The organism is Anditalea andensis (assembly GCF_000714815.1).
Lineage (GTDB): Bacteria > Bacteroidota > Bacteroidia > Cytophagales > Cyclobacteriaceae > Anditalea > Anditalea andensis.
This window is the reverse complement of the sequence record NZ_JMIH01000024.1, coordinates 377,540-391,951: the sequence shown is the minus strand read 5'-3', so window position 1 is coordinate 391,951 and position 14,412 is coordinate 377,540. Positions and strand designations below refer to the sequence as shown.

The 14,412-nt window shown below is 38.4% G+C and carries 14 protein-coding genes; 9 read left to right on the top strand and 5 right to left on the bottom strand.

The window, feature by feature from the left end; all coding sequences use genetic code 11:
* Positions 1–2: 2 nt before the first annotated feature.
* From EL17_RS18035 to EL17_RS18025, 3 genes are all read right to left on the bottom strand, one after another.
* Positions 3–821, bottom strand: a complete 819-nt coding sequence (locus tag EL17_RS18035; protein WP_035077708.1) for a 1-acyl-sn-glycerol-3-phosphate acyltransferase — start codon at positions 819–821, stop codon at positions 3–5.
* A 343-nt stretch (positions 822–1,164) separates the two neighbouring features.
* Positions 1,165–2,001, bottom strand: coding sequence for a DUF4249 family protein (locus EL17_RS18030; RefSeq protein ID WP_035077214.1), 837 nt, complete (start codon positions 1,999–2,001; stop codon positions 1,165–1,167).
* Positions 2,002–4,392: a TonB-dependent receptor gene (locus EL17_RS18025; protein WP_035077212.1), complete on the bottom strand. Its 2,391-nt coding sequence runs from the start codon at positions 4,390–4,392 to the stop codon at positions 2,002–2,004.
* 181 nt (positions 4,393–4,573) lie between these two features.
* Between EL17_RS18025 and EL17_RS18020 the strand changes: the two genes are divergently transcribed.
* The 9 genes from EL17_RS18020 (at position 4,574) to EL17_RS17980 (ending at position 12,676) form a co-directional block, all read left to right on the top strand.
* Positions 4,574–5,539, top strand: a complete 966-nt coding sequence (locus EL17_RS18020) for a VWA domain-containing protein (RefSeq protein ID WP_035077210.1) — start codon at positions 4,574–4,576, stop codon at positions 5,537–5,539.
* 32 nt (positions 5,540–5,571) lie between these two features.
* Complete coding sequence (locus EL17_RS18015; RefSeq protein ID WP_035077208.1) at positions 5,572–6,234, top strand: tetratricopeptide repeat protein; 663 nt, start codon at positions 5,572–5,574, stop codon at positions 6,232–6,234.
* Positions 6,215–6,823, top strand: a complete 609-nt coding sequence (locus EL17_RS18010) for a hypothetical protein (RefSeq protein ID WP_035077206.1) — start codon at positions 6,215–6,217, stop codon at positions 6,821–6,823. Before EL17_RS18015 ends, EL17_RS18010 begins: the two co-directional genes overlap by 20 nt.
* Positions 6,824–6,860: 37 nt before the next feature.
* Positions 6,861–8,039: an acetyl-CoA C-acyltransferase gene (locus EL17_RS18005; RefSeq protein ID WP_035077204.1), complete on the top strand. Its 1,179-nt coding sequence runs from the start codon at positions 6,861–6,863 to the stop codon at positions 8,037–8,039.
* 62 nt (positions 8,040–8,101) lie between these two features.
* A complete protein-coding gene (locus EL17_RS18000) occupies positions 8,102–9,388 on the top strand; it encodes a toxin-antitoxin system YwqK family antitoxin (RefSeq protein WP_035077202.1) in 1,287 nt (428 codons plus the stop codon).
* Positions 9,389–9,528: 140 nt separating this feature from the next.
* A complete protein-coding gene (locus EL17_RS17995) occupies positions 9,529–10,464 on the top strand; it encodes a phosphoribosylaminoimidazolesuccinocarboxamide synthase (RefSeq protein ID WP_035077200.1) in 936 nt (311 codons plus the stop codon).
* Between the two features lie 81 nt (positions 10,465–10,545).
* Entirely contained in the window at positions 10,546–10,938 is a 393-nt protein-coding gene (locus tag EL17_RS17990) for an STAS domain-containing protein (protein WP_035077198.1), read from the top strand.
* Positions 10,939–10,943: 5 nt separating this feature from the next.
* Positions 10,944–11,873, top strand: a complete 930-nt coding sequence (locus tag EL17_RS17985; RefSeq protein WP_035077196.1) for a ribonuclease Z — start codon at positions 10,944–10,946, stop codon at positions 11,871–11,873.
* Positions 11,864–12,676, top strand: a complete 813-nt coding sequence (locus EL17_RS17980) for a queuosine precursor transporter (protein WP_035077193.1) — start codon at positions 11,864–11,866, stop codon at positions 12,674–12,676. Before EL17_RS17985 ends, EL17_RS17980 begins: the two co-directional genes overlap by 10 nt.
* On the opposite strand, the gene EL17_RS17975 is transcribed toward EL17_RS17980, so the two are convergent.
* Both EL17_RS17975 and EL17_RS17970 read right to left on the bottom strand, forming a co-directional pair.
* On the bottom strand, positions 12,653–13,657 hold the full coding sequence (locus EL17_RS17975; protein WP_035077191.1) for a bile acid:sodium symporter family protein: 1,005 nt from the start codon (positions 13,655–13,657) through the stop codon (positions 12,653–12,655). The genes EL17_RS17980 and EL17_RS17975 overlap by 24 nt on opposite strands.
* Positions 13,645–14,397 (bottom strand): TrmH family RNA methyltransferase, encoded by a 753-nt coding sequence (locus EL17_RS17970; protein WP_035077189.1) that lies wholly within the window; start codon positions 14,395–14,397, stop codon positions 13,645–13,647. The genes EL17_RS17975 and EL17_RS17970 overlap by 13 nt, the downstream gene beginning before the upstream one ends.
* Between the last annotated feature and the right edge of the window lie 15 nt (positions 14,398–14,412).

Here is a 14,412-nt window from a genome sequence, read left to right as displayed (position 1 = left end):
AGTTACTTTTCTGAAGCCATATCATACACCAGCTCCTTCATATATTCTGCCCATTCCTTTTCGCTTTTAGATTTGTCAAAACGGTCTGGATATACAGGTTTACCTACATGTATGGTAATCTTTTTACCCCGCTGTTTAAACATTTCATCAGCTAAATAAAACATTTCTATGTTGGCCTGTATGCCTATTTTTTTTCTAAACCTGGCCAAGTTGTAGAAAAAACCTGAATTTCTTCCTTCAATAAAAACAGGCACTATAATTTTGTTATATTTTTTGGCTTTACTAATAAAGCTCTTTTTCCATTCCAAATCTTTGATTCCACCAGAAAGTTTTCTTGAAACCAGACCCGCTGGAAATACCAAAAGAGCATCACTTCCTGCATAAGCTGCATCTATAGCTGCTATTCCGCCTCTTCCATGACCTCCATGCTTATTTATAGGCACAAAAAGCTCATCAAAGTTTTTAATATTGGTCAAAAGATCATTTACCAAAAATTTTATGTCTTTTCTATATTTACCTAATGCATACATAAAAGCTATTCCATCTAATCCGCCCAAGGGATGGTTTGCCGCAAAAATGACACCTGACTCCATATTGATGTTTTCAGAACCTTTTAAAGTAACCTCTACTCCAAAATCTTCTATGAGGGCAGAAACGAAGTCTAAACCATGCAGGTGACCATGTTTCCTCATGATATCATTGATGTCAGATTCATGGACTATTCTTTTGATATATTTTAATAAAAGACGGGGCATCCATTTCAATAAGGTTGGATTCTTGTCCTGTACAATCTTTTCTATATCTATAAATTTCTCCTGCATTTTCACTTTTACACTATACTATTTTATCTTCAGTTCCCCAATAAAATTCTGATTTACAGCCTTATGATGCTATAGATTATTCCAAAGGTTTCTAATTTTAGGATTATTATTGAAATCACATTCTTTAAAATTACAAAAAAAACTTTAATTGAAAGGAAATATAAAAAACTCAATGATCATTTCATCAGAATATATTTTTGCCAACGGGCGGATAAAATCCGGGCTGTTATCTCTCCGAAAGGTCTTGCTGTTATCTGGGCATCCCTCTGTATGATGTTTGTGTCCAGGTCGTCCCCATCTAAAATAATGCTCTGTAATACATATAATAGCAGGAATTTATGGTCTAATCTTCATCTATGGTTAAAGAGGCGTTTACTACAGTGGATGTCATAAAATATCCCAATACATCCCCCCCACCTGATATAACTTTTATATTCGAAGTAGGATTCTGTGGTGGGGGACTGAATAATCCTCCATCATTGAAAAGTAACCCCACAAGTTCATTTAAATAATCAAAGGCATCTCTATTCAACCTATACAACTCCAGCCTAACCCGATCATTTTTTTTGAAAGCATAACCGTTCAATTCAAAACCCCTATTCAGTATTTCTGTCCCAAATTCATCATCAAATAGAAAATAATCATTTCTTCTATTCAATAAGGTATCATTTCTCACTATTCGGATTCTATAGTTATTATCTGAAGTAAACGGTATGTCTCCATATATAGTCAGATAATACCCTTCCTCCCTAAATGGTCTTTCCTCTCTAAAATCTACTGCTATGCTATCTAATCTTGGAGGATGTAATGTGATCCCAACTGATTGGTAATGACAGGTATCATAAATTACATTTAATTGATAGCTGTTTCCAGGGCGTGCCACCCGGTTATTGATAGGCAAATAAGTCTGCGCTTGGGGCAAATATTGAAAATTAAATTTTTCTCCTGTATTTTGGTTTAAAATATATACTTCTGCATCAGTAACGATTTCAGCCTGCTCTGAATCGTAATATCCTTTACTCCTGGATACAGATACCTGATTTAAACCAGAGACATCTGTCCATATGGCTTCAATCACTACAGTAGATGGATTCTCTTTAAGCTCTAAAAACACTTCTTCTTGGCATGATACCAAAGGGAGCAATGCTATGATGATCAGGTATAGAAATTTTTCTTTCATTTAGAACTCAAAATTATAAGTGATAGAGGGTAGAAAGGTAAACAGGTAAGTTTTTACCACCCCAGGCCTACGAGTAACTATTGGCTGCTCAGGAGTTGGGGTAAAATTTATTTCTTCGTTGAGAATTTCTGTAAATTGATATGAAAATGGATTTTTTCTGCCATATATATTATATATGCTAAAATTCCAGCTGCCTCTCCACTTTCTACCTGCATCTGGTCGTTTATAGGTAACAGATGCATCTGCTCGGTGATAATCAGGAAACCTGTCTTCATTCCTCATAGGGCCATATAGTGGGACCCGCTGGGTATCTATATCATACACCCCTATGGGAAATGTCACTGCCTGTCCTGTAGTATATACAAATGTGAATGAGGTAGACCATACTGAATTAATCTGATGGTTTAAGACCAACGAAAGATCATGAGGTCTATCAAACCGAGGATTGAATGGCAGCCCCATACTAATCCCTTCTATCTGCCTATAAGTACGGGAATAGGTATATCCGAGCCATCCAGTGGTTTTACCTATATTTTTTCGTAACAAAAATTCCAGACCATACGCCCAGCCGCGCCCTGTGCGTATCTCCGTTTCAATATTATCAGTAAATATGATATTGGCCCCTTGCCTAAGATCTATGATATTATTGAAATCTTTATAATAGGATTCAATGCTGACCTCCCACATATTATTGCTTAAATTTTGAAAAAGGCCTATGGAATATTGGTCACTTCTGATCGGGCTGATATGGGGTCCTGCTGGCACCCATCTGTCAATAGGTAGTCCGGCAGAACTATTGGTGGCCACCTGTATATATTGGAAATTCCTATTATAAGCTGCTTTAAAAGACAGACTAGGACTAATCATGTACCTTAATGCTACTCTTGGTTCTAACCCATTATAGAATTTCATATTGGCAAAACTACTATATGTGATGGTATCAGTAATCGACTCGTTGCTTTGGGGAACACCACTTTCGTATATGTAACTTACGCCTTTGCCTACTTGATTATAAAGTCCTAACCGCAGACCTGCTTCTATGCTCAGCCCCTCACTGATATCGTATAGGGAAGAAATATAAAAATTATTCTGAATCCCATTCCTAGGGTTCGTTTCTATTGTAGATATAGCACTTCCTGGATCAGGCAATAAACTGATGGGTGCAAACCCATAATACTGTCCATGATAACCTGCATTGATTTTCCATTTGTCATTAGGTAGAAACATCAAGTCCACTTTTCCTCCTGTTTCCGCTAACTTATTGTCCCAAACAAATCCATTTTCTTCATCACTAAATGAAACTTCATAGTTATATTGGCTGTAATATAGATTTACATCCAAAAATAATATATCGCTGATACTTCGCTTCCAAACTCCAGAATTTACCCAATTACTCCAACCAAACCCAAAAAGCTCTGATAATCCTAGATAATCCGAACCGTAATAACTTGATATGGTGATTTTATCCTTTTCTGTAGGCCTGAACATTAACTTGCCGCTTAAATCATAAAAATGTAAAGCATTATTTCGGATATTGGGATCATTGGCCAGCCCTAAAAAGATATCAGCATAAGTCCGTCTACCAGAGATGACAAATGAGGACTTATCCGAAAAAAGTGGCCCATCCACCGTCAGCCTAGAACTGATAGTACCTATCCCTCCCTCTCCTCTTATACTTTGGGTATTCCCCTCCTTAAGAGATACATCTACTAGTGAAGATAATCTACCTCCATATTGAGCGGGAATGTTTCCTCTATATAACTCCACATTTTCTAATGCATCGGGATTAAATACAGAAAAAAAACCAAAAAAATGTGAGGGATTATATACCGGAGCACCATCTATTTGAATCAAATTCTGATCAGAAGACCCTCCTCTTACAAACAACCCTGTAGTACCTTCTCCTGCTGTCTGAATACCTGGCAGAAGCTGTAATGATCTCAGCAGGTCTACTTCTCCAAATAGTGCAGGAATGTTTTTTATGGTAGATATTGGAAGAATAGATTTACCCATTTCCATTCCCCTCACGTTTTCGTCGGCCCTCCTTTCAGTTACCACCACCTCTTCCAGTGATCTTTCCTCAGGCCTGAGTAAAATGCGTAAAGAACCTAGATTATCGGTTTCTGTAATGGTTTGGGAAATTTTTTCAAAACCAATATAAGTAATTATCAAGGTGGCGGGCAAAGTCACTTGAGGAACTGAAAAGAGGCCATCTACATTGCTGATGTCTCCTTTCTGCGGATCCATTTCCCAATAAACATTTGCTCCAGGAAGCGGCACATTGGTCCCGGCCTCTAGGATAATGCCTTTAACTGTAAGACTATTTTCCTGAGCATAAACACTTATACATAGAAATGAGAATAAAGAAATGGTAAGCAGGAAAAACTTCATTTATGACTCAATGAGAATTAAGACTAATTGGTGGTGGAAATTGATCCCCCTTTCAAAACTTGGTACAAAAGAATTGGTTTAATAGCACATGCGCAAATTTTAAGAAAAATTAAAACTTTCTGTTTATTAATAATTAATCCGCCCCTATGTCGTTTTCACTAAAAATAGCTAATTTCAGGCCATGATTTGGGCATATCCTAGTATTAACTCATTAATAATATTGTCGGCGGTCTTTTCGCTGCTATACGCTATCTACCTATACAGGTTTTGGAGGATCAACAGAAAACTGGAAGTCCAAAAAAACCGACTGTTCATAAAGTTGTCCCTTAGGACCATTTATTTCATTCTATTCCTTATAGCTTTTGCCGGTCCATCTATAGGCAGCAGTATGAAAGAGATAAAACAGGAAGGGAAAGATATTTTTATAGCCATTGATCTTTCACAATCCATGAATGCGGAAGACATAAAGCCATCTAGACTCCAAAGAGTAAAATTAGAACTAAAGAGACTAGTGAAAAATTTCAGTTCGGACCGGGTGGGTATTATCATATTTTCTTCCGAGGCTTTTATCCAGTGTCCATTGACTTTTGACCAAAACGTGCTTCAGTTGCATATAGATGGTCTAAGCACCCATTTAGTGCCAAACTATGGTACAGATATAGCTGCCCCCCTGGAACTGGCGCAGAGTAAATTCCTCCAAGAGGAATCCGGAGAACCTAAATCCAAATCCATTATTCTGATTAGTGATGGAGAAGATTTTGGCGAAAATTTAGCACCTGTATTATCAGACTTAAGTGCTAACGGCATCCGGATATTCAGTCTAGGCGTAGGTACAGAAGAAGGGGCTTCCATTCCCCAGGGCAACTCTGTGATTATGGATAAAAGGACAGGTACACCCGCTATTACAAGATTGGATGCGTCAAATTTAAAAACAGTAGCTACCCGCACTGATGGACAATATTTTGAACTAAGTGACCGGATCGTAGAAATACCTGATCTCATCGCTGCAATAGAAAGAGTGGAAGGTACTGTAATGGGGTCTAGGATGGTAGAAGCTTCTGCCAATAAGTATTTCTATTTCCTACTGGCAGGACTGGGGCTCGCACTACTAGATATGATCCTTCCAGTACGTACTATTTCTATGTAAAAAAAGATCACCTTTATTAAAGAATTGGTTACATGACTCAAGTTTATAGCATAGTATTTTTACTGATAATGTTCATACCAGCCTCCTGGCAAAGGATAGCCAATAAAAACAGCGCTATAGAAAGTGCAGAAAAAGCCTATAAATCCTCTGATTTTGAAAATTCTATAAGAGGGCACCTGTTGTTGATCAGCGATTATGACCTGAATACTGCTGAAGTTAACTTTAATTTAGGTTTAAGTTACCAGCTCAATGGTCAGGAGGATGAAGCCCAGCGAACTTTTGGGGAATTGGTCAGTTCAGCTGGAACCAATATAAGTTCTTATGCAGCTAATCAAAGTGGAACCATATCAGCAAGGGAGGAAAAGTATGATGCAGCCCTACAATCCTTTAGAGCTGCACTCATCAAAAACCCTGACAATGAAGCCGCACGGTATAATTATGAAATGCTGGCACGATGGCTGGAAAAAAACAAAGATCAACAAGAACAGGATCAGCAGGAACAGGATGATGACCAGTTACAACCTTCCAATTATGCCAAACGTATGAAGGCACAGGCCGATCAAATGGTGGACCGGTTTAATTTTAGTGAAGCACTTAATATCATGAACAGGGCTTTGGAGATAGATGAAACTGTTTCCTATTACCAGGAGTTTATCAATAACTTAACTGACGTGAATGAAATATCCAGCAATTAAAATACTCTTCTTCAGCTTTTACTTTCTAATTTTAGGAAGTACGCATACCCTAATGGCCCAAAATGCCGAAAATTATTTTAACAATGCTGCAAAACAGTATGTTAATAATGATAAGGCTGCTACCGGACAAACATTAGCGGAGGGCCTTTCCAAATATCCCAATGACCAAAAATTAAGAGCCTTATTGGACAAACTCCAAAAAGAAGAAGAAGAAGAAGAAAAACAGCAAAATCAAGATCAGCAGTCTCAGGACAAAGATCAACAGCAGGAATCCCAGGATCAGAAAAAAGGGGAAGGAGAAGAACAAACGCAGGATGAATCCGATGTGGATCCTGATAAAACTGACGAGCAGAGAGGAGAAAAATCCCAACAAGAACAACCATCAGAGGAACTTTCGGACCAAAAAAGTGACTTAAGTGAGAGAGAAAAGTCCATGCAGCAGATGAAAGAGCGGCTACAGGAAATGAACATCACACCTGAACAGGCAGCCCAGATCCTAGATGCTATGAATAATGCTGAACTCAGGCATATCCAACAAAACCGTAGAATTCCGACCAAAAAACCTGAAAGAGGGGCACCAGATTGGTAAACCATACATTTTTAACACTTATTAAACATAAACCCAAATGAAGGAAGTATATATAATAGCCGCAGCAAGAACACCCATCGGAAGTTTCGGTGGTAAACTCAGCTCCCTTACTGCTGTTGAATTAGGCAGTATTGCTATAAAAGGAGCTTTAGCCAAAGCTCAGGTGGATGCCAAACATGTCCAGGAAGTCATCATGGGCAATGTATTATCCGCTAACCTTGGCCAGGCACCTGCTAGACAGGCGTCTATAGGAGCAGGTATAGGTTACAATGTCCCATGTACCACGGTAAATAAAGTCTGTGCTTCAGGCATGAAAGCGGTCATGTTTGCCGCACAGAGCATCATGATCGGTCAGAACGATGTAGTCGTAGCGGGGGGAATGGAAAGCATGTCCAATGTCCCATATTATGTCCCAAAAGCCAGGTTTGGATATAAATATGGAAATGCCTCTCTTATAGATGGCCTTGCCCATGACGGTCTTCATGAGGTATACAATAATTTTGCGATGGGAAACTGTGCAGACCATACAGCACGCAAAATGAATATCTCACGTGAAGCACAGGATGAATTTGCTATACAGTCATATAACAGGAGCGCTGAGGCTTGGAAGAACGGGGCTTTCAAAGACGAAGTAATCCCTGTAGAAATCAAAGGAAAAAAAGGAGATTCTATCATCGTGGATGAAGATGAGGAGTATAAGAATGTCATGTTTGATAAGATCCCCTCATTAAGGCCTGTTTTTGATAAGGAAGGCAGTGTGACTGCGGCCAACGCCTCTACCATGAATGATGGTGCTTCTGCTCTGATATTGGTCAGTAAAGAAAAAGCTGAAGAGCTGGGATTAAAACCTATAGCTAAAATACTCGGATTTGCAGACGCAGCCCAAGATCCCATCTGGTTCACTACAGCCCCTGCATTAGCTATACCAAAAGCAATCAAGCACGCTGGACTAACAGCTGACAATATAGATTTTTATGAAATAAATGAAGCTTTTGCTGCTGTAGCTTTGGCCAATCAAAAAGAACTAAATCTGTCTTCAGAAAAATTAAACGTATATGGAGGTGCAGTGGCCTTAGGCCATCCGCTCGGAGCTTCAGGTGCCAGAATCATCACTACGTTAAATTCGGTGCTTCATCAGCAAAACGGAAAAATCGGTGTAGCCGGTATCTGTAACGGAGGCGGTGGCGCTTCAGCCATAGTGATAGAAAAAATGTAATAAGCAGCAATCCGGAACTTTCCGGATTGCTATTTTCTTATTGCATCAAACTTATTATAATTATGCGTGTACAATTTCTTATTTTCACTTTATCCCTGATAGCTTTATCCTCATATGGTCAGCAATCGGTGAAAACTTATTATGACCCCGGTAAAACGCAGATAAAAGAAGTATATGTAACTGTAAATAATCTTCCTGAAGGAAATTATACGCTATATTATGATGATGGAAGCCTGGCGCAAAAAGGAATTTTCACAAAGGGTAATAAAGAAGGAATTTTTGTAGATTATTATCCTTATACTAAAGATACTTTAAGGGTAACTACTTATAGAGAAAATAAAAAGGAAGGTGAAAGCATCTCTTACCATCCCAATGGTAGGGTTTCTCAAATAGCATTTTATACCAATGACATCATAGAGGGAAAGGTAGATTCCTTTTACGAATCGGGGGAATTGCGCACATCAACATTTTTCAGTAATAACCTGCCAAACGGAAAAAGCACTTCCTATTATGAAGATGGACAAATAGAGCAGGAGACCATCTATGAAAACGGAATCCTACAGGGAACCTTGACATCCTATTTTGATAATGGTGTAATAGAAGAAGTTGCCCATTACAAAAATGGAGAACTTGAGGGGAATATGGTGAATTATTACCCCACTGGATCTATTTCTTCATCCATTCAATATAAATCCGGTGTTAAAGACGGCAACTTTATTACTTATTTTCCTTCTGGTAGTATAGAAAAAGAAGGGAAATATCGCCGGGGACTTCCTAATGGTACTTTCATAGAATATCATGAAGATGGAAGAGTTGCCAGAAAATCAGTTTTTAACAAAGGAATAATTAAAGGAGATGCCATTACATTATATCCTTCAGGAGAAAAAATGGAAACCATTTCCCATGATAAAAATGGCAGACCTACATTGAAAACTACTTTCTACCCATCGGGAAAATTAATGTCCGAAATAGCTTATAGGTCAGGCGTGCCTCATGGCACCCAGACTACCTATCACGAAAATGGGATGGTCATTGAAGAAGTTACCTTTATCAACGGAAAGCGGGAAGGTCTTTCCCAAAGGCTAAACCTGAACGGTACAGTCATTATAGAAAGAAGATTTGTCAACGGCAGGCAGACAGGGGAGGAAAAAGAATTCTATGATGACGGGAAAATAAAAAGCATCACTCTATATACAGCAGACTGGAAAGAAGGTAAACACCAATCATTCCACCCCAACGGAAAACTGGCTGTAGAAGGCCAGTTCGGTGCCAATAAAAAAACAGGAACTTGGAAATTCTATGACCATAATGGAACACTATCCGGTGAAGAAAATTTTACGAAAGAATAAATATTATCAAAATAAAAACATATTGTATCCAGTTTCGCTAAGCTTTTTATAATTTTGTTTTGGTTGATATTTTTACCTTATTTAGGAACGGGATTTGTCAGGCCAGTCAAATTATAAATTAATCCAAATATATATTTTAGATGATAACTTCGATAAAAGAAACGGAATTTACTTTTCCAGGGCAAATAGGGTTTTATAAAGGAAAAGTAAGGGATGTTTATATTTTTGAGGACAAGATAGCCATGGTGGCCACAGACAGGATATCTGCTTTTGATGTGGTCCTTCCAAAACCAATCCCGTATAAAGGGCAGGTGCTCAACCAGATTGCAGCCAAGTTTTTAGCTGCCACCAAAGAAATTGTTCCCAACTGGGTTATAGACACTCCTCATCCCAATGTCACCATAGGAAAAAGGTGTGAGCCTTTTAAGGTCGAAATGGTCATTAGGGGTTATCTAGCAGGGCATGCCTGGAGAGAATATAATCAAGGAAAACGGGAAATATGTGGGGTATTACTCCCTAATGGACTTAAAGAAAATGATAAACTTCCTGAACCGATCATCACCCCCACCACTAAAGCTGACCAGGGCCATGATGAAGATATATCAAGGGAAGAAATAATCAACAGCAGGATAGTAAGTGAAGAAATTTATTTAAATCTGGAAAAACACACCCGTGCACTCTTTGAAAAAGGCACACAACTGGCTTTAGACAAAGGCCTAATCTTAGTAGACACTAAATACGAATTTGGAATGTATCATGGAGAAATACACCTCATCGACGAGATACACACCCCTGATTCATCACGTTATTTTTATGAAAAAGATTACGACCGTAACCAACAGGCAGGAATCCCACAAAAACAGCTCTCTAAAGAATTTGTAAGACAATGGCTTATTGCCCATGACTTCCAAGGCAGAGAAGGTGAGCAAATCCCAGAAATGACTGACAGCATCATAGACGATATATCCAAAAGATATATTGAGTTATATGAAAAAATTACCGGAGATACATTTCAGGAAATTGTAACTGTGAATCTTTCAGAGGACATCGAAAAGGCTATCCTTCAAACATTATAAACAAAAAGAGTTTAAAAATCATTATTTATCAGGACGTGTACATCTCAGGATAATGCACGCTATACTTACAAACCAATTTATATGAAATATTCAGTTGATAAAAAAGAGCAATACGTAATATTTACCCCTCATGAAGAAAAGCTTGACTCATCGCTGAGTCCTGTTCTTAAATCAGAACTTTTGACCGTTCACGCAGAAGGCTATAGAAACCTTATATTGGACATGAGCGAAGTTAAGTATGCAGATTCAAGTGGGTTAAGTGCTCTTCTGGTAGGAAACCGTACCTTTAATGAAGACGGAGGAATTTTTGTGATTTCATCGCCTCAAGAACATGTGACAAAACTTATCAAAATATCCATGCTGGATAAAGTATTAAATGTAGTAGATACGCACGAAGAAGCTGCAGAAGCTATATTCATCCATGAAATAAAAAACAACACGGATGAAGACGGAGAAGAAGAGGAAGAAATATAAATATTTTGGATTTTAGCGTCACCATTTTAGGATCAAATTCCGCAGCACCTGCTCATAACAGAAACCAGACGAGCCAGCTAGTTAATATAGGAAAATCTTCCATATTGGTAGATTGCGGAGAAGGTGCGCAAATCCAGTTAAGAAAATTTGGTATCAAAACGGGCAATCTGGATTATATCCTCATTTCTCATTTGCATGGAGATCACTACCTTGGATTAATGGGAGTGATCTCTACTTTTCATTTAAATAAGCGATCTAAACCGCTCACTATATATGGGCCAAAAGGATTAGATGAAATCATCACCATACAATTAAAGTACGGAAACTTAAAGCTCAACTTTCCTCTTCATTTTGTACAGACTGATCCATACCATAAAACATTGATCATAGACGAGAAATCATTTAAGATTTTCAGTTTTCCAACTAAACATAGAATCGCCTGCACAGGTTTTATCATTAGAGAAAAGCCTAAGCCCAGAAATCTGGTAAAAGATGAACTTCTAAAGCACAACATAGGAATAGAAGCTATAAATACCCTTAAAAGCGGTAAAAATGTCTTGGACCCTATCACCCATCAAGTGATTTATTCTTTGGAGAAATTTACTTATCCACCTCTGCCAGAGCGTACGTATGCTTACAGTGCAGATACTATTTATGATAGAGATCTGATAAATTATTTTACAGGTGCAGATCTTCTCTATCATGAATCCACCTTTATGGAAAAAGAAGCTGAAAGAGCTACGGAGACTTTTCACAGTACAGCTGCTCAGGCAGCTACCATAGCCAAAGAATCGGGTGTAAAAAAACTATTGCTCGGTCATTTTTCCATTAGGTATAAGGAACTGGATGAAATGCTTATAGAAGCCCGGGAGATATTTCCAAATGCAGAACTTAGTATAGAAGGTAAAACATTTTATATAGAAGAATGGCTTTAAAGGATCGGTCTGAAGATCAGATATTTCAGGCAAAAAAAACAAACCTATTTATCATCTTATCCGGAATTTTTCTGACCAATGCTATTTTGGCGGAAATCATAGGAGTTAAAATTTTCTCAGGAGAAAATACAGTAGGCCTAGAACCTGCCAACTGGACATTTTTGGGAGATTACAGGTTGGATTTTAATTTAACCGCAGGAGCTGTCATATGGCCTATCGTATTTCTTACCACTGACATCATCAATGAATATTATGGTAAATCTGGTGTTAAAAAGATTAGTTATATCACTGCCTTTTTTATAACCTATATATTTTTAGTGATAACAGTAGTCACCGGACTACCACCTGCACAGTTTTGGCTGGATGTCAATCAGACCGATGATGTAGGCAATCCATTCAATATAAATTATGCCTTTAACACCATATTCAGACAGGGGCTTGGTATCATAGCAGGTTCATTGATTGCATTTCTTTTTGGCCAGCTAGTAGACGTTTTTGTGTTCCAAAAACTCAGAAAACTTACCGGGTCTAAGATGATATGGCTAAGGGCTACCGGATCCACAGTAGTGGCCCAGTTTTTTGATTCATTCATAGTGCTTATAGTGGCCTTCTACCTATTTGGAAACTGGAGTTGGGAACAAGTAATCTCGGTCGGTTTGATCAATTACATATATAAATTTGTGGTAGCTATAATGATGACTCCACTACTCTATTTAGGACATAGTTTGATAGACAAATACTTAGGAAAACCGGGTGCAGACCGGATGACGGCAGACGCCTCAGTTGACACGTCTTTCTTCTAGATTTTTTGCAGCAAATCTTTCAGCTATAGCCGACCCCATTAAGAGCTGCAGAGAATGGTATATCATCAAAGGCAAAAGCACTATGCCAAATATTAAAGGATCTGGAAATAGTACCTTTCCCATCACAGCGCCCTGAACCAATGATTTCTTGGAACCACAGAAAAGTACAGTAATGGTATCTGCCTGAACGAAACCCATCCATTTTGATATTCCCCACATAATACCCATTATCAATATGAACAAACCTGCCATCGCTGCACTCATATATATAAAATCTGCTAAACTGTTTCCTTGGAACATATCTTTGGCAAATGACTCCGCGAAGGCCGTGAATACAATTAATAAAATAATCGCCTGATCAAAATTCTTCAGCTTTTTTTGGTTCTTTGCTACCAGATCCCCTAGCTTTTTATGAAATAAAAAACCAAGTGTTACAGGTAAGAGGATCTGTATACCCAATTTTATCACTGTAGAGGTCAAATCTATGCCCGCATCCGCTACATCCATAAACACACCCATCCATAGCGGTGTAATCAGGATACCTATCAAACTAGAAATGCTGGCATTAAAAATGGCTGCAGGCATATTACCACCAGCTATCGACACCATCACTACTGAAGATGAAACTGTAGAAGGAAGTGCTGCCAGATAGAATACTCCTATCCACATGTAAGAGTTACCTGCCCCTGACAAATAATGGATGGTCAATATCAAAAAAGGAAAAATCACGAAGGTACTTCCCTGGATTAAAAGATGGAGTTTATAGTTTGACAATCCTGCTTTAAGCTGGGCAGGACTAAGCTTTACCCCATAAAAAAAGAAAATAAAAAAAACGCCAATATCGGTGATTTCGCCCCATGGAAGTAACCCTTCCTCTTCACCCAAATATGGGAATAAATAGGCCAATAACACCATTAATATCAGTGCAAAGAAAAACCCATTAATCCCTACTTTTGCTAAGTTTGCTTTTATATTTCCCATGTGGACCTTCTAAAATTATCACAGATCACCGCAGTGGCTATAGCCACATTCAGAGATTCAGCAAGTCCTATCTGCGGAATGGTGATTTTATGTGTTATATAAGGAATAAGTTCTCGGGATATTCCCTTAGATTCATTCCCCATCAGGATAATCCCATTTTTAGACAGCTGCGAACGGTAAATATTATCGCCATCTAAAAATGCTCCATAGACCGGAGCCTTTACCGTACGAAGATATGGTCCTAAGTCCGTATAGAACAAAGCTACACGGGTAAAAGACCCCATACTGCTGTTCAGTACTTTAGGATTATACAGGTCCGCACATTGTTCTGACAGTATAAGCTTTTTTATCCCATACCAATCCGCCACCCTGATGATTGTTCCCAGATTACCGGGATCACGTACATCGTCTAAGGCAAGGGCCAATTCGTCTGGGTTCAAACGAAACACCGCATTTTCTTTGATTTTCGCTACAGCTATCGCAGCCTCATTGGTCTGAAATGTTCCAATGGCTCCAAGCTGATTAGGACTTACTTCATATTTCTCAGCACCGCATCTTTTGATCAGGCTCCACTGTTCACTTTTAAAAGTTTCCGTAAAAAGGAGATGGGTGATTTCATAATCCGAATTCAATAATTCCGTTACATTTTTGGCTCCTTCTACAAAAAAAGCGTTTTCCTGTCTACGGAATTTTTTCTGTTGCAAGGATTTAATAAACTTAACCGTATTTTTGCTGAGCATTAGGGAAAGAGAATA